Origin of the sequence: Tigheibacillus halophilus, from assembly GCF_042683165.1 — a bacterium.
Classification (GTDB): Bacteria; Bacillota; Bacilli; order Bacillales; family Amphibacillaceae; genus Tigheibacillus; species Tigheibacillus halophilus.
Genome location: NZ_JBHUIZ010000002.1, coordinates 1 through 19,223 on the forward strand (window position 1 = coordinate 1; position 19,223 = coordinate 19,223).

General features: G+C 41.4%; 24 protein-coding genes. 15 read left to right on the forward strand and 9 right to left on the reverse strand.

What is annotated here, in order from left to right; genetic code table 11:
• Positions 1–76: 76 nt before the first annotated feature.
• Positions 77–349, reverse strand: coding sequence for a hypothetical protein (locus ACFSMW_RS00210; protein WP_390352013.1), 273 nt, complete (start codon positions 347–349; stop codon positions 77–79).
• Between the two features lie 152 nt (positions 350–501).
• On the opposite strand from ACFSMW_RS00210, the gene hepT reads away from it, so the two are divergent.
• The 3 genes from hepT (at position 502) to ACFSMW_RS00225 (ending at position 2,570) form a co-directional block, all read left to right on the forward strand.
• Positions 502–942: a type VII toxin-antitoxin system HepT family RNase toxin gene (gene hepT, locus ACFSMW_RS00215; RefSeq protein WP_390352014.1), complete on the forward strand. Its 441-nt coding sequence runs from the start codon at positions 502–504 to the stop codon at positions 940–942.
• A gap of 14 nt (positions 943–956) precedes the next feature.
• Entirely contained in the window at positions 957–1,604 is a 648-nt protein-coding gene (locus ACFSMW_RS00220; RefSeq protein WP_390352016.1) for a helix-turn-helix transcriptional regulator, read from the forward strand.
• A gap of 195 nt (positions 1,605–1,799) precedes the next feature.
• Positions 1,800–2,570, forward strand: coding sequence for a TIGR01457 family HAD-type hydrolase (locus ACFSMW_RS00225; protein WP_390352018.1), 771 nt, complete (start codon positions 1,800–1,802; stop codon positions 2,568–2,570).
• 37 nt (positions 2,571–2,607) lie between these two features.
• Here the strand turns inward: ACFSMW_RS00225 and ACFSMW_RS00230 are convergent, their stop codons facing one another.
• Positions 2,608–3,126 (reverse strand): phosphatidylglycerophosphatase A family protein, encoded by a 519-nt coding sequence (locus tag ACFSMW_RS00230; RefSeq protein WP_390352020.1) that lies wholly within the window; start codon positions 3,124–3,126, stop codon positions 2,608–2,610.
• Positions 3,127–3,278: 152 nt separating this feature from the next.
• On the opposite strand from ACFSMW_RS00230, the gene ACFSMW_RS00235 reads away from it, so the two are divergent.
• Both ACFSMW_RS00235 and ACFSMW_RS00240 read left to right on the forward strand, forming a co-directional pair.
• Entirely contained in the window at positions 3,279–4,250 is a 972-nt protein-coding gene (locus tag ACFSMW_RS00235) for a protein kinase family protein (protein WP_390352022.1), read from the forward strand.
• A gap of 21 nt (positions 4,251–4,271) precedes the next feature.
• On the forward strand, positions 4,272–5,237 hold the full coding sequence (locus ACFSMW_RS00240; RefSeq protein ID WP_390352024.1) for a 2-hydroxyacid dehydrogenase: 966 nt from the start codon (positions 4,272–4,274) through the stop codon (positions 5,235–5,237).
• A gap of 161 nt (positions 5,238–5,398) precedes the next feature.
• Here the strand turns inward: ACFSMW_RS00240 and ACFSMW_RS00245 are convergent, their stop codons facing one another.
• Positions 5,399–5,623, reverse strand: a complete 225-nt coding sequence (locus tag ACFSMW_RS00245) for a NifU family protein (RefSeq protein ID WP_390352026.1) — start codon at positions 5,621–5,623, stop codon at positions 5,399–5,401.
• 152 nt (positions 5,624–5,775) lie between these two features.
• On the opposite strand from ACFSMW_RS00245, the gene ACFSMW_RS00250 reads away from it, so the two are divergent.
• Together ACFSMW_RS00250 and ACFSMW_RS00255 are read left to right on the forward strand one after the other, a co-directional pair.
• The gene (locus ACFSMW_RS00250) at positions 5,776–6,114 is read left to right on the forward strand and encodes a YuzD family protein (protein WP_390352028.1); all 339 of its coding nucleotides are present in this window, start codon (positions 5,776–5,778) and stop codon (positions 6,112–6,114) included.
• A gap of 191 nt (positions 6,115–6,305) precedes the next feature.
• Complete coding sequence (locus ACFSMW_RS00255; RefSeq protein WP_390352029.1) at positions 6,306–6,662, forward strand: HesB/IscA family protein; 357 nt, start codon at positions 6,306–6,308, stop codon at positions 6,660–6,662.
• 79 nt (positions 6,663–6,741) lie between these two features.
• On the opposite strand, the gene ACFSMW_RS00260 is transcribed toward ACFSMW_RS00255, so the two are convergent.
• A complete protein-coding gene (locus tag ACFSMW_RS00260; RefSeq protein WP_390352100.1) occupies positions 6,742–7,743 on the reverse strand; it encodes an NAD(P)/FAD-dependent oxidoreductase in 1,002 nt (333 codons plus the stop codon).
• Positions 7,744–8,107: 364 nt separating this feature from the next.
• On the opposite strand from ACFSMW_RS00260, the gene ACFSMW_RS00265 reads away from it, so the two are divergent.
• The 3 genes from ACFSMW_RS00265 (at position 8,108) to ACFSMW_RS00275 (ending at position 10,664) form a co-directional block, all read left to right on the forward strand.
• On the forward strand, positions 8,108–9,328 hold the full coding sequence (locus ACFSMW_RS00265) for an NAD(P)/FAD-dependent oxidoreductase (RefSeq protein WP_390352031.1): 1,221 nt from the start codon (positions 8,108–8,110) through the stop codon (positions 9,326–9,328).
• A 78-nt stretch (positions 9,329–9,406) separates the two neighbouring features.
• Positions 9,407–9,718 carry a YuiB family protein gene (locus tag ACFSMW_RS00270; RefSeq protein ID WP_390352033.1) on the forward strand — a complete coding sequence of 104 codons (312 nt, stop codon included), beginning with the start codon at positions 9,407–9,409 and terminating at the stop codon, positions 9,716–9,718.
• 259 nt (positions 9,719–9,977) lie between these two features.
• Positions 9,978–10,664 (forward strand): 3D domain-containing protein, encoded by a 687-nt coding sequence (locus ACFSMW_RS00275; RefSeq protein ID WP_390352035.1) that lies wholly within the window; start codon positions 9,978–9,980, stop codon positions 10,662–10,664.
• A gap of 103 nt (positions 10,665–10,767) precedes the next feature.
• On the opposite strand, the gene ACFSMW_RS00280 is transcribed toward ACFSMW_RS00275, so the two are convergent.
• Both ACFSMW_RS00280 and deoD read right to left on the reverse strand, forming a co-directional pair.
• Positions 10,768–11,364: a biotin transporter BioY gene (locus ACFSMW_RS00280; RefSeq protein WP_390352036.1), complete on the reverse strand. Its 597-nt coding sequence runs from the start codon at positions 11,362–11,364 to the stop codon at positions 10,768–10,770.
• A gap of 226 nt (positions 11,365–11,590) precedes the next feature.
• A complete protein-coding gene (deoD, locus tag ACFSMW_RS00285; protein WP_390352037.1) occupies positions 11,591–12,298 on the reverse strand; it encodes a purine-nucleoside phosphorylase in 708 nt (235 codons plus the stop codon).
• Between the two features lie 205 nt (positions 12,299–12,503).
• On the opposite strand from deoD, the gene ACFSMW_RS00290 reads away from it, so the two are divergent.
• From ACFSMW_RS00290 to ACFSMW_RS00300, 3 genes are all read left to right on the forward strand, one after another.
• Entirely contained in the window at positions 12,504–12,767 is a 264-nt protein-coding gene (locus ACFSMW_RS00290) for a phosphocarrier protein HPr (protein WP_390352039.1), read from the forward strand.
• Positions 12,768–12,939: 172 nt separating this feature from the next.
• A complete protein-coding gene (locus ACFSMW_RS00295) occupies positions 12,940–13,431 on the forward strand; it encodes a cation:proton antiporter regulatory subunit (RefSeq protein WP_390352040.1) in 492 nt (163 codons plus the stop codon).
• A 15-nt stretch (positions 13,432–13,446) separates the two neighbouring features.
• Positions 13,447–14,625: a cation:proton antiporter gene (locus ACFSMW_RS00300; RefSeq protein ID WP_390352042.1), complete on the forward strand. Its 1,179-nt coding sequence runs from the start codon at positions 13,447–13,449 to the stop codon at positions 14,623–14,625.
• Between the two features lie 69 nt (positions 14,626–14,694).
• Here ACFSMW_RS00300 and kapB read toward each other — a convergent pair whose 3' ends face one another.
• On the reverse strand, positions 14,695–15,090 hold the full coding sequence (gene kapB, locus ACFSMW_RS00305; RefSeq protein WP_390352044.1) for a kinase-associated lipoprotein KapB: 396 nt from the start codon (positions 15,088–15,090) through the stop codon (positions 14,695–14,697).
• Positions 15,091–15,231: 141 nt separating this feature from the next.
• Here kapB and ACFSMW_RS00310 point away from each other — a divergent pair, with 141 nt between their 5' ends.
• Together ACFSMW_RS00310 and ACFSMW_RS00315 are read left to right on the forward strand one after the other, a co-directional pair.
• Positions 15,232–15,432 (forward strand): hypothetical protein, encoded by a 201-nt coding sequence (locus ACFSMW_RS00310; protein WP_390352046.1) that lies wholly within the window; start codon positions 15,232–15,234, stop codon positions 15,430–15,432.
• A 176-nt stretch (positions 15,433–15,608) separates the two neighbouring features.
• On the forward strand, positions 15,609–16,130 hold the full coding sequence (locus ACFSMW_RS00315) for a superoxide dismutase family protein (protein WP_390352048.1): 522 nt from the start codon (positions 15,609–15,611) through the stop codon (positions 16,128–16,130).
• A 54-nt stretch (positions 16,131–16,184) separates the two neighbouring features.
• Here the strand turns inward: ACFSMW_RS00315 and ACFSMW_RS00320 are convergent, their stop codons facing one another.
• On the reverse strand, positions 16,185–17,369 hold the full coding sequence (locus ACFSMW_RS00320) for a MalY/PatB family protein (protein WP_390352049.1): 1,185 nt from the start codon (positions 17,367–17,369) through the stop codon (positions 16,185–16,187).
• 232 nt (positions 17,370–17,601) lie between these two features.
• Positions 17,602–18,951, reverse strand: coding sequence for a glucose-6-phosphate isomerase (locus ACFSMW_RS00325; protein ID WP_390352050.1), 1,350 nt, complete (start codon positions 18,949–18,951; stop codon positions 17,602–17,604).
• Positions 18,952–19,223: the final 272 nt, after the last annotated feature.

The window sequence follows — 19,223 nt, forward strand, 5'->3', positions numbered from 1 at the left end:
GTCGAATACCGAACTCAATCCAGCCAATCAGCTGCATAATAAAACTCTAACTTTTAGGGGTAACCACCGAGTAGGGCTACTGCTCTTTTTCACTATCTTCATCGTGAATCGGATGCGCTCCAGGTGCTTGACGCGGCAGATCATCGTGTAAATCTTTATTGGGAAATGTAAATGCGCTGTCCCGATATTGGCCTTTCTGCCAAGGAGTTGATTTTCCTTCAACCGGTTTATCATCATTGATCGCTGAGCCAAGGGGACCATCTGGGAATTCTTCGGGAATCAACTGGTGTCTGAGCTTCTCCACATTTGAAAAATCCGCGTATGGTGTTCCGTCATCCTTCCTGTCCAAAGTCATCATCCTTTCTAAAATATACTGTAAATATAGTTTGCCGTATTATACCGGAATAATATAGGAAATTATTGGATGAGACGATTTGCAAACATTCATTTGCAGCTGGGATTATGGTATGATAGCAGAAGAAGCATGGGAGGTTGGAATCATTGTACTTTATTGAGCGAAAGAAGATTGAAGCTATACTTTCATATATGGAAGATCTGTTGTCTGAGTTGAAGAAGCCTGCGCAAGATAGCTTATGGGATAATATGGCTTTGGAGCGTATAACGCAGATGGTAATAGAGTCAATGATCGATACGGGAAATATGATGATAGATGGATTTATTATGCGGGATCCGGGCGGTTACGAAGACATTATCGACATATTGACCGATGAAAAGGTCATTGAAAAGACTCAGTGTGAGAGTTATAAACAGGTGATTGGTTTGCGAAAACTGCTTGTTAAGGATTACCTGGCAATCGATCATGAATATATGTATACCGTGTTGGAGACAAACATGGAAGCACTGAACCAATTCAGCGGAAATATTATTACTTATCTTGATAGTGAATTGGGTGTAGCCAATGCATTTACAAATGAAGCGTAAGAGGTGGGGGAGCCATGCAGCGAAAATCCACTAAACAGAAACTGATGGATGTGTTGAAAAAAGAAGAAAAAGCCTTGACATTAGAAGCAATTATGACACATTTTACCATATCTGATGCTGCTGTCAGAAAGCACCTGCATGAGCTGGAAAATCAGTCCATCGTTCGCAGGAATGCTGTCAAGCAGAAATTAGGGCGGCCCTTTTTCACTTATGAGCTGACAAAAAGAGGACATGGCATGTATCCGAACCAATACGAGCATCTGCCCGTAGAACTGCTTCAGGATTTGGAGGAGCTGCAAGGATCCCAGGCGGTAGATGCTTTATTGAAAAAGCGTATGGAACGTGAAAAAGACTTTTATGACAAAGCAATGACTGCTCACGAAGAAGCAGGCAGAATAGCAGAAATTGCTGAGCTGCTAAGTGAAAAAGGATACATGGTCGAGCTGGAAACAAGACATGGTGGTGAATATATCATGAAAAACTTCCATTGTCCCATTGCCAATCTTGCTGTCAATTACCAGCAGGTTTGCCACAATGAACAGGAAATGTATGCTGCGCTTTTTCCGGATTTCGACATTGTTTCCCATCAATGTATTACAGATGGCGACAGCCAATGTAAATGGATTTTTAAAAAGAAAGCTGCCCCACAGCTGATGCCTTGAGCGAAGACGGTGCAAGAGGCATCTCTTTTTTTGGGCGGTTTTACACTTTAAGTGCGAAGGAAAATCGATTTTATGAAATTTCAATAGTTTTCATGTGCTTTGGGGATATCACCATGGAGCAAGTTAGAAACTAGTCTAAGGAAACTTGAAAAGTACTTTGATGAATAGGTATTTGATAACAAAGGAGTTTTGAAGTTGGAGAAATATGAAGGATATTTAATTGACTTGGATGGGACGATGTTCCGTGGAGAAGAAGTGATTGTTGATGCGCCGCTTTTTATACAAAAGCTGGTTGATGAGCACATTCCATACTTATTCGTAACAAATAATTCTTCGAAAACACCTGCAGAAGTCGCTAAGAAGCTAAATGCGATGAATATCAAGGCGACTGAGGAGCATGTTTTCACAACAAGCATGGCTACAGCCAATTTTGTCAGGGAGCAAAAAGCAGGTGCCAGCTGTTATGTCATCGGGGAAGAGGGAATCAAAACGGCTGTGGAAGAAGCTGGTCTGCGGATGACTGATGAGGATTGTGATTTTGTTATCTTTGGCATAGACAGAGACATTACTTATGAAAAGCTTGCCAAAGGGTGTTTGGCGATACGCAACGGCGCTACCTTCATCTCCACAAACGGAGATGTTTCAATTCCTTCCGAGCGTGGTCTTCTTCCGGGAAATGGTGCTTTGACTGCCGTATTGAGCGTCAGTACGAACCAGCAGCCTATTTTTATTGGGAAACCCGAAAAAATTATTGTGGAACAAGCTCTTAAAGTGTTGGGAACGAAACGGAAAAAAACGCTGATGGTTGGGGATAATTATGATACGGACATTATGGCCGGGATCAATGCTGGTATTGATACGCTAATGGTCTTTACTGGGGTGACACCATTTCATGATTACGCTGTGTTAAAAGAAAAACCTACACATTATGTACATCATTTACAGGAATGGATGGAGCGGATATGAACGGAGGACAGCTGTCCTCCGTTTTTTACTGGTGATTTTAGTCTTCCATCTGAGTCAATGTATCGTCGGCATTGGAATGCGCCAGCCTGCTTGAGGCGGCAGCCGCAATCGCACCGACGATATCGTCCAGAAAGGTGTGTACTTCCCCTGTTGATTTGTCATTCAATTTTTTTAAAATCCCAGGCTTTTGTTTATCGATATATCCGTAATTCGTAAAACCGATCGAACCATACACATTCACAATGGAGAATGCGACGATCTCGTCGATGCCATATAAGCTTTCATCAATCTCGAGTGCTTCCTGAAGCGGCTGGTCCAATAACTTTTGTTCTGCGAGCCTGTCAAGCTGGATGCCTGTCAAAATGGCATTCTGCACTTCTCTCTTTGTCAATACTCGATCGACATTGTAAAGGCATTCTTCGATCGTCAAATTGTCGTGATAGGAAGCCTGCAGATAATAAACGAGCTCAGCAATATCATTCAGGGTCACACCACGTTCTTCCAGCCAATTTCTAGCTGTGATTTCCAACTCGCTCTTTTTGATTACTTTATCCATTATGTCTCACCCGTTTCCTTCAGATATTACTTTTAGAGTGTTGTTCAAAACAAAAAAACATATATCATTTTAGAGGACGTTTGAACATTCTCTTTTAGTTAATTTACACCATTTTATACATATATTAGTAGTAATAGCAAGGAGGGAAAGAAATGGAACATATTTTCCAGACGGAATATGGTATTACTGTAAGAAAAACGGATAGCTGGGATAATAAGGAAACGTTTACGGATGGTACATATCTTTATTTTTTCCTCCCTTCGAGTGGTGAAGGGGCCGTAGACATGGAACAGGCTACATTAGCCTATTATCTGCAGGAAAGACAATACGAGCAAACAGCACTGCCAATCCCGAAACAAGACGGGGGCTGGTATGTCACTATCGCTGGCAGGCAATGCCTTGTGATGCGGGTAAACACTCCAGCGAGAGACGCGATTCAAAAAATGGGGAGCACATTGGCATGTTTTCATCAGGCAAGTGAAGGATATTCTTTTATGCCACAGGAAATTTCCAGTTATGGCCAATGGGGAAATTTATGGACCAATAAACTGACCATGTTTGAACAACATGCAGAGAAGGCCGCACAGCAGTATCCGAGTGATTTTTACAGACTAGTGATGGACATTCTTCCTTATGTGATTGGCAGAAGCGAAAATGCAATTCAATATATGAAGGAGACTGAGTCTGATCCGAGATATCATCAGGGTGATCGTGGTGTAATCGGTTTTCGCCGATTTTCCGCAGATGCTTTTACACCGGTGATATGGCCGCATGAATTGGTATATGATCATCCTTGCCGGGATATTGCTGAATATCTGCGCACAAGCTTTCTTTACAGTTCAAATGACAGGGAATGTAGAGAGTTTTTGGAAGATTATCAGTCTGTTCGACGCTTATCAGTGTTCGGTATGCGGATGCTATATGCAAGATTGATATTTCCCGCTGATTTATTCGACTGCTTGGAAGAAGGATTGGCGGCCAAAGAAGAGAAGCTGTTCCCGTTTCGACAACTGGAATATCTGGTTGAAAAACAGGAGATGTATGAGAGAAAGCTGGCTGGTTTGTTCAGGATACTCGGTATCGATGAAGAACAGTTGCAGATCCCTGTGTTACACTGGTTATAGCTTCATTAGAGGAGGGATTGCATGAACAAACCTGTTATTTACATCAGCAGGAAGCTGCCGAAATCTTTACTTGAACCTTATTCAGATCGTTTCACTTTTCATATGTGGGATCAGGAAGATAAGCCTGTAGACAAGGAAGAGCTTTTAAAAGAAAGTAAAAAGGCCGATGGGTTGATCACGATGTTGACTGAAAAAATCGATGATCGTTTTTTGAGAGAGAATCCACAATTGAAAATCATTGCTAATCTGGCTGTCGGTTTTGATAACATTGACATCATGGCTGCAAAAAAGCATCATATAATTGTGACAAACACGCCGGACGTCTTAACAGAGACTACTGCCGATTTAACATTCGCTTTGCTGATGGCAACCGCAAGGAGAATGGTGGAAGCCAATGATTTGATCAAACAGGATGGCTGGGAGGTTTGGTCGCCATTCTTTTTGGCTGGCAGCGATGTGCATCATAAAACGATCGGCATTGTCGGGATGGGAAGGATTGGCGAAGCTGTTGCGAGAAGAGCGAGAGGTTTTGATATGCGTGTTCTTTATCATAACAGGAGCCGAAAGCCACAAGCGGAAAAAGATTTACCAGCAACCTATGTCAATTTTGATGAACTGCTAACGCAATCAGATTTTGTTGTTTCGCTTATACCGGCGACAGAACAGACCAAGGGTTTGTTCAACCATGACATTTTTTTAAAAATGAAAACAGAGGCTATCTTTATCAATGCATCCAGGGGAGCAGTTGTAAATGAGCTGGATTTGGCAAGCGCTCTTGAAAATGGTGTCATCAAGGGAGCTGGACTGGATGTCTTTTCCCGGGAGCCGATTGGCAGCGATCACACGCTGCTTGCATTGAAGAATGCTGTATGCCTGCCGCATATTGGTTCGGCAACCGTTCAAACGAGGAAGGATATGGTGCGTTTATGCCTGGATAACCTGGATAGCTACTTTTATGGCGACGGGCCGAAAACACCTGTCCAGTGAAGATAAGAAATAGGACAGCTAACGTTGCAAAGTGATTAACCTGCAAGGTAATTAATTGTACGCAAATGAGATGAAGAAAAAGTCCGCGAAATACCTCAAGAGGTTTTCGTGGACTTTTTGAAAAATATCGTCTTCACGGACCATTATTTCATTATGCTATATCAAAATACTTGTTCGATTTCTGTAATGCCAGGAACTTCCGCCATCAAAGCCCGTTCAATGCCCGCTTTCAATGTAATGGTGGAGCTGGGGCAGTTGCCGCAAGCGCCCATTAAGCGAAGCATGACCACACCGTTGTCGTCAACATCGATCAATTCAACGTCTCCGCCATCGCGAAGTAAAAAAGGGCGTAATTTGTTCAATACTTCCTGTACTTGATCCTGCATTTTGCACATTCCCCTTTCTTATATATCATTATAAAACGAAGTGGCAAAAAAATCTATTTTCCATCGCTTTTTTTATTAGCTGATTACTTTCATTTTATCTTTTATCAGCGATTTTGTAAAATGAAAGTAATCAACTAAGGGGGAGAAGCTGATTGAAAAACAATGATATTATCATTACTGTGTATGGTGCGCAACAAATATGTGCAAGCTGTGTTGGTGCACCCGGTTCCAAGGATACTTATGAATGGCTGCAAGCTGCGATTGCCAGAAAGTTTGTAGATGATGACTTTCAATTCGAGTATGTCGATATCGATCATCCGCCAGATAACGATCAGAAACAAAATTTTGTACAAAAGATTTGGGATGATGAATTGCTATATCCTGTTGTACTTGTTAACGAGGAGATAGTTGCTGAAGGGGTTACTATGCTAAAAAAGGTCTATCGGGCATTGGAAAGCCGCGGGGCGGTCATGCGGGAAACAGAAAAATGACCCAAGCGACTGAAGGTGTGGGTTATTCCGAAACATCTCATACTTTTTAAGCGTAAATGATACTTAAATAGACACTCATTATAAGTCTGGCGAATCACAATTCATCAACCTACACAATTCGTAACGGTTGCAAGCTGATTTACGGGTTTGTATACTGAATATGAAGAATAAATATCAAGGGAGGGATTGACGTGGTGATTTCTATTACAGACAATGCAAGCCGACAAATCCAAGAAATGATGAAAGAGGAAGATGGCGATGTCCGACTTCGCTTCGGTATTAAAGGTGGAGGCTGCAGCGGATTGTCCTATTCCCTGGGTTTTGATCAGGAAGTAAATGAAGAACTGGATATGATTGATGAAATAAATGAGGTCCCTGTGGTTATTTTCAAACAGGATATTCCGATTATAGAAGGTACGAAAATAGACTTCAAACAAAACATGATGGGCGGCGGCTTCAGTATCGAAAATCCAAATGCGATCGTTTCATGTGGCTGTGGTTCCTCATTTAGAGCGAAAAACCGTGAAGGCAGCCCGGAAAAATGCTGATAGACTAACCATTACATGAAAAAACCAACATTCCCCTTAGGTTGTTGGTTTTTTTCATGTATTTGAATTATTTTATTCCTTAAAACATACTTGTTGAATGTTTCGGCTGAACGCGGGCTTTCGGGTTGATGTACTGCATTGCATTGTTGATAGCAGTCGGCCCTTCACCAAAACCAGTAGCAATCAGATTCACCTTCCCAGGGTAAGTGCAAATATCACCTGCTGCATAGATACCGGGAATGTTGGTTTCCATTTTCGTATTCACAACAATGCTGTTTTTGTCAATTTCCAAGCCCCATTCCTTGATTGGGCCAAGAGTAGAAACAAATCCGTAATTACAAAGTACAGCATCAACGTCCATATCGATCTTCTTATCCCCTTTTACTTCTTCCAGGATGACTCTTTCAATTTTTTCTGAAGCGATAAAATCCGCAGGGACATATGGGGTCAGCACTTCGACGTTAGAGTTCATCAGCTGTTCCACACTGGACTCGTGTGCTCTAAAAGTGTCCCGGCGATGAACAAGGGATACTTTTTTGGCAATAGGTTCAAGCATCAACGCCCAGTCGACTGCTGAATCGCCGCCGCCAAGCAATACGACACGCTTGTCCCTGAATAAATTCATATCTTTGACATAATAGTGCAGATTGATATCTTCGTACTGATCACAAGTTCCAATTTTCAATCTACGAGGCTGAAACGCGCCATTTCCAGCCGTAATGATCATGGTTCTGGTATAGTGGATTTCCCCAGTATCAGCAGTCAGCTTCAGGATATTGTCTTCGAGCTGTTCCACACTGACAATGGATTGGCCCAAAAGGATTTCCGGATCAAACATTCTTGCCTGTTTTTCCAGGTTGTCCACTAATTCTTGCGCCCGTACTTTCGGAAAACCAGCTACGTCATATATATATTTTTCTGGATACAGCGCAGTCAACTGCCCGCCTGTATGAGGCAGACTTTCTATCACTTTGACACTGGCTTGCCGCAAACCGCCGTAAAAAGCGGTGAACATACCAGTTGGCCCTGCTCCGATAATTGTTACATCAACTATTTCATCAGACAACTTTGCAACCTCCATTTCATTCACACAGAATTAAACCATACCTATCGTATCACAAACCCCTTGCAGTTAGTAATGTTGTGCATATGTTTTATGAACACGCTGGTTTGATTTTATTTCGTTTACTGAAACAATTTATAGAAACAGAATGTTAAGGGTTGAAATTTGTGCCTTAAAACGATAATATAAAAAAGGATTTATATTACATTTTCATTACAAAATTGACTTTAAGAAACATGAAGGATTTAAGCACTCATGGAAAATAACAACCGATCGTCCTGCGGGCGTATAACTTCGTTGAAGGCATCCCAACAGAAGGATGCGTGATTTAATGAAACAATAAGTGAAACACATCACATATACAGAAAATTGGGGGGCCATCATGAATAAACAGCGAATTGTCATTCTGGGCGCCGGTTATGGCGGTCTGATGACAGCGATAGAACTGCAGAGAAATTTGAAAGATAATCCAGCTGAAATAACACTTGTTAACAAGCATCCGTACCATTATCAGACCACTTGGCTTCATGAAACGGCCGCAGGTACCATTCACCATGATCAAACAAGGATTGCAATCCGCGAAGTGATCAATAAACAGAGAATTCAATTCATGGAGGATACAGTCATTGCCATCAACCCGGAAGAAAAAAAGGTAAAGCTGAAGAACGGGGAGATTTGCTATGATACGCTTGTTATCGGCTTGGGATTTGAAGCAGAGACTTTCGGTATTCCAGGGCTGAAAGAAAATGCTTTTATGATAGGGACGTTAAATAAAGCCAGATTGCTTCGTGAGCACCTGGCATATAATTTTGCGCAATATCATAATGAGGAGAAAAAAGATCCTGCCCGTTTGAATATTGTGGTTGGCGGCGGAGGGTTCACAGGGATCGAGTTTCTTGGAGAGCTGGCCAACCGCATTCCTGAGTTATGCGAGGAATACGATATCGATAAGGTGAAAGTTCGTATGATTAGTATAGAATCTTCTCCAACCGTTTTGCCTGGGTTTGATCCGGATTTAGTGGAGTATGCGATGAATTCATTGGAAACCCGGGGGGTAGAGTTTGTAACCGGCGCATCGTTAAGGGAGTGTGGTCCAGACTATATCGTTTATGAAAAAGACGGGAGACCGATACATGTTCCTACCTTGACAACTATTTGGGCAGCGGGAGTCCGTGCCAATGCTATCGTAGAAGCAGCTGGTTTCCAGACAACTCGTGGAAAAATCGAGGTGACGCCTGAGCTGAGAGCACCAGGGTATGAGGACATTTTTGTGGTCGGGGACTGCGCTTCCATTATAAATCCGAAGACCAACCGGCCGTTTCCGCCAACCGCTCAGATGGCTATTCAGCAGGCTAAAATTATTTCAACGAACATTTTGAAAAGAATTGGCGGGGAAGGAAGCCTATCTGCTTTCGTACCGAAAGATCTTGGTACAGTCGCGTCTCTTGGCCACAATGATGCAATTGCCGTTCTGTTCAAAAATTGGAAAATGTTTGGATGGAAAGCAACTTTTATGAAAAAAATGATCGATAACAGATATCTTCTGAAGTTGGGCGGATTAAACTTGCTGTTCAAAAAAGGGAAATTCAATATATTCTATTAATCTTGGAAAAGGTTGCGTTCAATCTGTTTTCGTTTTATGATAAATGCAGGTACAAGCTCGTGAAGGGGAATCGTAAATTTGATACAGTTGGTAGTTTCCATATTATTGTATTTTGTCATTTTCTTCGGTATTGCTTTTATACTGAATATGCTGTTGCGCCAGACTTGGCTGATGGCTTTTCTTTATCCGATCATCATTATCATGATTATCGACGGCATGCCAACTACAGCTTATTTTAAAAATCCAGGAAACGCGTTTTCAAAGCTTGGGAGCGAGTTGCTGCATTTGACTGCAGCGGATATCACCATATTAATCTCCGGGTTTGTGGGCACGATTGTTTCGGGTATTGTGATCAGGCTGCTGCGAAAAAGCGGTTATCAAATGTTTTAAGATTGTTTATACATCAGTGCGTGGTTTTTTCCTGTGGGGGAGAAAGCCGCGTATTTTTATGGCTGGTTTTTCCATATAAGCATGTATCATTTTTAGACAGATGTACCCAACTAAACAAGCTGACGATTCACTTTGCAGCCAATTGCGTGATAGTAAAGTAGAATAAAAATAATCCGAAAAGTTTATTTTTATAAATGAATTGTGCATAAAAAGCTGTTTGATTGGGAATGATGACATCCAGAAAGGATGTTGTTAAGAAATGAGCAGTTTTTTTAAACGTACAAGTATGGTGTTATTATTTTTTTGTGCGATCTACACAACAGTTACCAGCATTTCTAATGTATCATTGGATGATTTTCGCGCATACGCCAAGGAACAGGGAGCGGATGGCTTGACTGATGAAATAGCACATGAACATGTGGATAGTCATGTAGCTTTAAAGAAAAAATCGTTGAATCATCTCGATTCTGGAACATTCTATATATCGAGCGAACAAATACAAGGACCAAAGACATTAGAAGAAGTAGTGAAAAGCGGGGAGCATCCGACGGAAAAAGTTATCGCAACAGGGTATACAGCTGGTGTGGAGTCGACTGGCAAATCACCGTCACATCCGGAATACGGTATCACTTATTCAGGTGTCAAAGTCAAAAGGGATTTGTATTCTACGATTGCGGCAGATTTAAATGTTTATCCGATTGGAACAATATTATTCATTCCAGGATATGGTTATGGCGTAGTTGCTGATAAAGGCGAGGCCATCCAGGGACATAAGATTGATTTGTACTATGATACTGTAGCTGACGTATTCAAAGAATGGGGCAAGAAGGAATTAGATGTGTATGTCATCAAAAAAGGTAATGGCAAATTGACAGAGCAACAGTTGCAAGATTTGAACGAAGATGATGCCATGCAAGTGTTTCGTGAACAGATTCACGGAAAATGATGGATGGGAGCCTTGCGTGGGCTCCCGTTTTACTTGGCAAGAATAATAGCATGATATCTTCCGCAATTTTAGATATCATCTTAGCTTCTAGAACTATAAGGTTTTAATGTTGACTTCTTCCCGGGGGTACAGCCGGGTTTAGTCGTTTGGACAATTGCAGCACGAATAAAGCTGCAAGAATAGCCAAACCGCCATCTTTAATCAGGAATGGGATCATGCCTGTCCAAGCAAGCTGGTAACTGATAGGTAGGTGAAGCCATGTATTCATTCCTATATACATATAAGTCACGCCAATACCATAGTTGAACAAAAGGCCAGCTACAGCACCAGCTATATATGTAGAAACCATTGGAACCTGCTTGATACGAGAAATCCAGCCAGAAAAGAAGGCAATAGCAATAAAAGAAAAAATAAATCCTCCGGTCGGCGAAATTAATGCCATCGGACCGGCGGAAAATCCAGCGAAGACAGGAACGCCTGCAGTACCGATCAGAACATAGGCAATCATGGCGATACTTCCAAGTTTCTTTCCTAGCATCAACCCTGCGGCAATGGCAAAAAAGGTCTGCAATGAAAGTGGTACAGCGGTACCGCCAATAGGAACAGCGAGCATTGGAAACCATGCAGTGATATTCGCACCGATAGCCATCAGACAAACAAAAACAGAACCTATCGTAATTTCATATGTATGTAATTTCATAAGATCCCCCTCTTCAATTTAAGAATAGCGCAAAGATCGATCTATTGTCAACTCGTTATTTTATGAGTTGACAATAAAGGTTCTTATGTAATTATTTGGCAGTTTGTGTGACAAAGCATGCCAGCCTTATTCCGATATTTGTGGAAAAGTACGAGAATTCAAGGGGCTTGAAATAAATATTATTCTTGTAAAAGACCGGCAATACCATGCCGGCCTGAAAAAATATCTATTTGATTGCAGCTTCCAGGGCAACTTCAATCATCTCGTTGAAAGTTGTTTGTCTTTCCTGGGACGATGTTTCTTCGCCAGTCAAAAGGTGATCAGAAACAGTAAGGATGGATAAAGCCTGACGGCCGTGTTTTGCAGCCAATGTATAGAGAGCTGTCGTTTCCATTTCAATAGCCAGTACTTTATACGCAGCAAGGAGTTCATGCACTGCTTCGGCATTATCCCGGTAAAACGTATCACTTGTGAAAACATTGCCGACACGCAAGTGCAGCCCTTTTGCATCTCCAACTTCATAGGCTTTTTTCAATAAGTCGAAATCTGCAAGCGGAGCGTAATCAATCCCATTGAAAATCAATTGATTAGTACGCGAATCTGTTGTCGCTCCCTGGGCCAGGATGACGTCCCGTACTTCGACATCTTTTTGGATGGCACCGCAAGTGCCTACACGGATAAGCTTTTCTACGTCATAGCTTTGCATCAGTTCATTTGCATAAATGGAAATGGAAGGGACGCCCATGCCTGTTCCTTGAACAGAGACGCGTTCACCTTTGTACGTTCCGGTGAAACCGTACATGCCGCGTACTTCGTTATAACATGTTGCGCTTTCAAGGAATGTTTCAGCAATGAATTTCGCCCGAAGCGGATCCCCTGGAAGCAGGATTTTATCAGCTATTTCGCCAGCTTTTGCACCAATATGTACACTCATTATGTTTCCTCCTGTATTGGCAATATGCCAATATATATTTTTAATATACTCCAACTTTAACATGAGATGGATATTTTGTCTTTTTTGGTTCATTTTACACGAATAATAGTATATAATATGTTTATGTTTGAACATAAAACATACATAGTCGATCTGCTCTTGCTGGGCAGTATTACGACTGAATATAATGGAAGGATGAACATACATGACGGAAAAAACTTTTACAATCACTGCAGACACAGGTGTGCACGCACGCCCTGCTACATTGCTGGTAAACAAAGCTGGTCAATTCCAGTCAGAAGTTGAAATTTCTTACAATGGAAAAAAAGTGAATTTGAAATCCATTATGGGTGTCATGTCTCTTGGTATTCCTAAAGGGGCGCAAGTTACTGTCAGTGCTGAAGGCAGTGACGAAGCGGATGCGATCAAAGGTGTCGAAGAAGTCATTAAAGAACATCTTGGTGAATAAGCATATACTGCTGTAACAAGATTTGTTTCCTTACAATATAGGCTGGAGAGTAGTCTCTGGCTTTTTTTATTTTTTCGCAGCAAATAAGGCATGAATATCATCATTGCAATAAAGATGTTTGCTATAGGGTGAGGTGCCAAGTTTTCTAACAATGTTTATTGAGGTGAAATAATTGAAAAAAATTTCTGTATCCCAATTGCCTGGCATTGGTCAGAAAATCTCTATGCATACCTCTGAGGATGATATGCTTGTGATTATCGTACACCATACAGGGAAGAGGGAGATGTACTTTTTCGATGATGCGGATAGTGATGAGGCGGACTTTGCGCTTGATCTGACACCAGATGAAACTAGGGAATTGGCTGCCCAGTTGCTCGGTGCCACATACCAGCCGGCTGATGTGGATAAGCTGCGCATGTTCAAAAAGCAAATCATCATTGATTACATCAAGCTGAAAGAAGGATCATCGCTTGTCGATAAAACCATTGAAGAATCTGATATTAGAAACAAGACAGGTGCGACAATCATCGGTATTGTGCAAGGAGAAGATATCATAGCAATACCTGAGCCGGATACGGTGCTGCAAGCAGGTGATATCTTGATGTCAATTGGAAAAGACGAGCAAATATCAACGTTGACAGATATTTGCCATGGCAAGGAATGATGGGAATGATGTATATTGATTAGTCAATTGCCAATGCTGTTAAGCACAGGTTTGATTTTGTTGGGGATTTTTCTTCTGGGATATTTTTCCTTAAAGACAAAATTCCCCAATGCCATTCTTTACATTTTACTTGGTACTGTACTTGCGAAATTCCTTTCCGGAAATGAAATATTGAGTTTGCTCGGAGAGGTCGCTATCGTCATGCTGTTCTTCCTTATGGGGCTGGAATTCAATGTGAAACGACTTGGACATATCGCTAAAAAGATATGGGGATCCGGACTGCTCGATGTTGTGCTCAATTTGGGAATCACAGCTTTGATCACAGTTTCCTTTGGCCTCAGCTGGTATACAGCCTTTTTGATTGGTGGCATTGTTTTTGCCACAAGTTCATCCATCACTGCAAAACTTCTGAATGAAAAAGGTCGCATGGCCAACGCCGAAACGGAGTTCATCTTAGGTATTTTAATCTTCGAAGACCTTGTCGCCCCTATTTTTGTTGCGATATTAATCGCGCTTGGTTCTGGTTCCGCTTTTACAGGCACCGATTTGCTGTTACTCATTGCGAAAATCTTTGGTTTGGCTGCTGTGGCTATCCTGTTGGGAAAAACCGTATTTAAAAAATTTGAGAACTTATTGGTAAGATTGGAAGACGAGGATATTAAAATCGGCTTACTAGTCGGCATCGCGACAATATTTGGCGGTGTTGCTATTTACCTGGGCTTGTCAGAGGTACTTGGTGCTTTCTTGGCAGGGGTCATGCTTGCTGAAATTGGAAAAGTTGAACGGATTCAAACTACAGTCACTCCAGTACAGGACTTGCTGCTCCCATTGTTTTTCCTTCATTTTGGGACAACCATCGATTTGCTTCATGGCGTTCCTTACGTAGGCTTGCTCATAACATTGCTTATTTGGTCGATTGCTGCTAAACTGCTTGTCGGAATCATTGGCGGGCACTGGTATGGGTTGTCCAAACGTGTGTCTTTTCGGGCAGGGCTTTCCATTTGTGCCAGGGGAGAATTTTCTGTTGTCATTGCAGCGATAGCAGTGGCGGGTATTAAAGTGTTTGCTGGTATTTATGTCATCATTGCTGCATTTATTGGTATGCTGCTGTTCAATTACGCACCAAAAATAACAGTTATGATTTATGGCCAGCCTGTTAAAAAGAAAAGAAATATGCGGCCGCCGATGGTTTAAAGAAGAAACCCTTCAGAGCTTCAAGATTAACTTAGAAAAGGATCAGTTCCCCGATCCCTTTCAGCTTTTTTACTTATCATAAAGATGTACATACTTTTCTTTTTCAAGACCTTCTAATTTTTCCAGTGCCAGACGGTTAAATGGCGTATCCTTTGCAAGCAATTTTTCTTTTAGTTGCTCTACGGCTTTTCTCAGGGAAACGCCATAACGGAGGATTTCTTCATCATATGGGTGGATGGCTGCCTTTTTAATATTTGCTTTTTCATGGAGTGCCAACGCTTTTCTTTCATGGAAAAAGACACCCTCAATTTGATTGTAATTATGAATGTCGCCTTGCAGGGGATGCTTGTCAACCGCCAGTACTTCCACCAGCATGCGTTCGCCGCGGTCTTCCTTGATTTTGCCAATATATGTACCAGAATTATAATGCGCGCGGACAGTTTCGCCGATATCGAATTCCTTCAATGCTATCCTCTCCTTCCCTTATATTGTGCCAAAAAAATGTCTATTTGGCGAACAATAGGCTGACTGCGAGCTCCAGAAGTATATTTTTGTTATAATAGCATGTAATGATATAAGAGCTTGTTAAAAAGGATGTGGTTTGCCATGATGGAATTTCTTTATTTTCCTGAAAATAAGGCAGAATATATACCGGCAGTGATCTCTTTGGTGATTTTCATGGTCGGAGCTGTGATCATGATGTACATTCTCATTAAAAAGTCCAAGAAAGAAGAACAAAAATTTAATCAATCATACATGCAGCAGGGTTATGCTAAAGATAAGGAGACTCCTGCTGAACGAAAGTGATCCTCTAAGAAGAGGATCACTTTTTTCGAGCAGTACAGGGAAGGTAAAGTTTTTATAAAGCACTTCAAAGCAATGGGGCAATAGCTAAGAATGAAAGAACAAACAAGCACCCGGGCGGGGCATAAAAAAACACTCTTGTGCGGATACTATGAAAAAGCACTCGCAGAAGGAGTATCATGATGCGTTTTTTTACAACATTTTTTATAATGATAGTGTTTCTTGCAGCATGTCAGCATCAGTCGCCGACAACAAAAAAAGTACAGCTTTATAACCATTCAGGTGACCAGGTGGGAAGTGCAGAATTGGAGGAAGAATCGAACGGTGTAAAAATAAAGCTTAAAGCAGAGGGTTTATCACCAGGCTTTCATGGCATCCATATCCATGAGCATCCGAAGTGTACGGGTAATGATTTTAAATCAGCGGGGAACCATCTGAACCCTGAAAAAAAACAGCATGGGCCAATGAATCCCAAAGGGCCACATTTGGGAGACTTACCGAATATCCACGCGGATGATGATGGAAAGGTGAAAGAAGAATTGATGTTGTCAGGTGCTACGTTGAAAGAAGGGAAGAAATCCCTATTGTTAAAGGATGGAACCTCCTTGGTTATTACTGCGGGAAAAGATGATGGACTAAGTCAGCCTGCCGGTAACAGCGGCAAAAGAATTATTTGCGGTAAAATCATAGCGGATGAGTGATTAATTTATGAAAAAACACGTATCGTCTCGGATGCGTGTTTTTTCATGGCTAGATTAAGCGTGGACAGATTCATTTGTTTTTATTGCCTCGAGAATGCGTCTGACGCCTTCTTGCAGTGTTTCGCTTGGACAGGCGATATTCATACGCATGAACTGACCTCCTTCCTCTCCATAGGAAATTCCCGGATTCAGACCAACTTTGGCATTCTTAATCATAAATGTTTTCAATTGATCGCTGTTCATATCCATTCCTGTACAATCCATCCACAACAAATAGGTTCCTTCAGGTTTGGTTACTTTTATTTTGTCAGTAGAGCTCTCGAACGCTTTCAAGACATATTCCGTATGGGAGTGTAATAGTGCTTTTAGTTCATCAAGCCATTGGTCTCCATGATTATAAGCTGCTTCCATAGCAAAATTTCCCATGGTATTCAGCGATCCAAGTCCTTGTTTAGAAAGTTGTTCATCAAATTTTTTCTTTAAATGTTCATTTTCAATAATAGTGTAGGAAGCCTGTAAGCCGGCAAGATTGAACGTTTTAGACGGTGCCATACAAGTGATGCACTGATTCGATACCTCTTTGGAAATAGCGGCCATCGGCGTATGTTTCACACTTGGAAAAGTGAGGTCAGCATGTATCTCGTCAGAAATAATTAGTACCTCATTTTTTAGACAGAGACGCGCGATTTCACTAAGTTCTTTTGTTGTCCATACACGTCCGACAGGATTGTGCGGGGAGCATAGGATCATTGCTTTGACACCGGATTGCAACTGTTCTTCCAAATCTTCAAAATCTATTTGGTAATGGTTGTCCCTGCATAACAAAGGGCTTTTAACGAGTGTTCTGCCGTGGTTTTTGATTACATTGTAAAAAGGTGTGTAAACCGGTGTTTGTATCAGCACTTTATCACCAGGATTCGTGAAAGCTTGAATAGCCAAATTCAGACTGGTTACCACTCCTGGCGAAAAAGAGAGCCATTCCTGTTTGACAGACCAATTATTACGACGTTTTTGCCAGCCGATGATGGCGTTTTTTACACTGCTGTCGACGACAGTGTAACCATAAATCCCGTGTTCAGCCCTTTTGATAAGCGATTGATTGACTTCTTCTGGTGCTTTGAAATCCATATCTGCCACCCACATCGGTAATACATCATTTGTTTGGAAGACATCTTCAAGAGCATCCCATTTGACAGAGCGTGAGTGAAATCGATTATAAACTGTATCAAATAAACTCATTTAAACATTTACCCCCTTATTGAACTAATTACAGTATAACGTATCATCACAGAACTTGCAGTTACCACAATTTCGCGAACGAGTATTAAAAAAAAGCAAAAAAAGAGCAAAGCGCCAGACGCTTTGCTTACAGGGGGAATACGAGAAAGTCTTACGCTACTAGTAATTCCCAATTATAGGAAATATAAACCTGTTTTGAAAAAATAATTTAAATTTGTTGCTTACTGGATAATCATAATCTCTTTTCTAGTTTTTCTTTTTCTGTTTCGTAGCCAGGTTTGCCAAGCAGGGCAAACATATTCTTTTTATAAGCTTCTACACCGGGTTGGTCGAATGGATTGACACCAAGCAGGTAGCCGCTTACCGCACAAGCTTTTTCAAAGAAATACACCAGGTAGCCGAATGTATACGCATCTCGCGTTGGTATATCTATGGTGAGGTTTGGTACATCACCATCTGTATGGGCAAGCAGTGTTCCTTGATAAGCTTTATCATTGATTTCATGAATAGTCTTTCCAGCAAGATAGTTGAGACCATCCAGATCGGCTTCGTTTTCAGTAACAGTAATATCTTCATTGCTCGCAGACTGGACATGCAAGACTGTTTCGAAAATGTTTCTTCGTCCTTCCTGAATGTACTGTCCCAAAGAATGTAAATCCGTTGAGAAATTGGCGGAAGAAGGGAAGATACCTTTTTGATCTTTTCCTTCGCTTTCACCAAATAGCTGTTTCCACCATTCGGAGAAATACTGAAGTTGTGGTTCGTAATTGATCAGCATTTCCACTGTTTTGCCTTTGTTATATAAAACGTTGCGAATTGCTGCATATTGATAAGCCTGATTGCTGGCGAGAGCTGGATCAGAGAAATCACTCATGGCGGCTTTCGCTCCTGCCATCATATCCTCAATGGAAGCACCGCTCACAGCAATTGGCAGCAAGCCGACAGCAGTCAGTACAGAGTATCTGCCTCCGACATCGTCCGGAATGACAAATGTTTCATAGCCTTCCTGATCGGCGACGGTTTTCAAAGCTCCTTTAGCTTTATCGGTTGTCGCGTAAATCCGCTTTTTCGCTTCTTCTTTGCCATATTTCTCTTCCAGATATGCTTTGAAAATACGAAAAGCGATGGCTGGTTCGGTTGTTGTTCCGCTCTTGGAAATAACATTGATGGAAATATCTTTGCCTTCGATAATATCAAGTAAATCATGGATATAATCAGAACTCATGTGATTGCCGACAAAAATGATTTGCGGCGCTTTTCTATCATTCTGGGAAAGCAAATTATAGAATGAGTGCTGCAGCATTTCAATCGCCGCACGTGCTCCTAAATAAGAACCGCCAATGCCAATCACAAGCAGGATGTCGGAATCCTGTTGGATTTTCGCTGCGCTCTTTTGAATTCTTGAGAACTCTTCCTTGTCATAGTTTTGCGGAAGATCTATCCAGCCAAGAAAATCGCTGCCTTGGCCAGTTTTGTTGTGCAAGTCGTCGTGTGCCATTTTGACATAATGTGTCAGGTGATCTATTTCATGCTCGCTGAAAAATTTCAGTGCTTTTTGATAAGAAAATTGAATATGTGTCATATCAGTTCCTCCTTGTTTGCAAACTTGTCTCATTAATTACTTTAGCGGACTAAAAACAACAAATCAAGCAACATCGCTTTTTATCACGCTGAATGGGTAAAGGCAGGTCATACTCTCTATATAAGCTATATGAAGAGAGAGACCTCCATCCCTGACAGTAAAAGTTCCATTAAGTTAACGTTTATATTGTTTCGGTTATGATGTATTACTCGAAAGTAACAGAATATAAAAAAGCCGGGCAGCGTATGATATCGCACCCGGTTCATAATAAA

What these genes read in the sequence shown, in the direction of transcription:
- ACFSMW_RS00220 (WP_390352016.1), top strand. Translation starts at nt 957, where the DNA reads ATGCAGCGAAAATCCACTAAACAGAAACTGATGGATGTGTTGAAAAAA.
- ACFSMW_RS00230 (WP_390352020.1), bottom strand. Translation starts at nt 3,126, where the DNA reads ATGGATAAAGTAATCAAAAAGAGCGAGTTGGAAATCACAGCTAGAAAT.
- ACFSMW_RS00235 (WP_390352022.1), top strand. Translation starts at nt 3,279, where the DNA reads ATGGAACATATTTTCCAGACGGAATATGGTATTACTGTAAGAAAAACG.
- ACFSMW_RS00240 (WP_390352024.1), top strand. Translation starts at nt 4,272, where the DNA reads ATGAACAAACCTGTTATTTACATCAGCAGGAAGCTGCCGAAATCTTTA.
- ACFSMW_RS00245 (WP_390352026.1), bottom strand. Translation starts at nt 5,623, where the DNA reads ATGCAGGATCAAGTACAGGAAGTATTGAACAAATTACGCCCTTTTTTA.
- ACFSMW_RS00260 (WP_390352100.1), bottom strand. Translation starts at nt 7,743, where the DNA reads ATGGAGGTTGCAAAGTTGTCTGATGAAATAGTTGATGTAACAATTATC.
- ACFSMW_RS00265 (WP_390352031.1), top strand. Translation starts at nt 8,108, where the DNA reads ATGAATAAACAGCGAATTGTCATTCTGGGCGCCGGTTATGGCGGTCTG.
- ACFSMW_RS00275 (WP_390352035.1), top strand. Translation starts at nt 9,978, where the DNA reads ATGAGCAGTTTTTTTAAACGTACAAGTATGGTGTTATTATTTTTTTGT.
- ACFSMW_RS00280 (WP_390352036.1), bottom strand. Translation starts at nt 11,364, where the DNA reads ATGAAATTACATACATATGAAATTACGATAGGTTCTGTTTTTGTTTGT.
- deoD (WP_390352037.1), bottom strand. Translation starts at nt 12,298, where the DNA reads ATGAGTGTACATATTGGTGCAAAAGCTGGCGAAATAGCTGATAAAATC.
- ACFSMW_RS00290 (WP_390352039.1), top strand. Translation starts at nt 12,504, where the DNA reads ATGACGGAAAAAACTTTTACAATCACTGCAGACACAGGTGTGCACGCA.
- ACFSMW_RS00310 (WP_390352046.1), top strand. Translation starts at nt 15,232, where the DNA reads ATGATGGAATTTCTTTATTTTCCTGAAAATAAGGCAGAATATATACCG.
- ACFSMW_RS00315 (WP_390352048.1), top strand. Translation starts at nt 15,609, where the DNA reads ATGATGCGTTTTTTTACAACATTTTTTATAATGATAGTGTTTCTTGCA.
- ACFSMW_RS00320 (WP_390352049.1), bottom strand. Translation starts at nt 17,369, where the DNA reads ATGAGTTTATTTGATACAGTTTATAATCGATTTCACTCACGCTCTGTC.
- ACFSMW_RS00325 (WP_390352050.1), bottom strand. Translation starts at nt 18,951, where the DNA reads ATGACACATATTCAATTTTCTTATCAAAAAGCACTGAAATTTTTCAGC.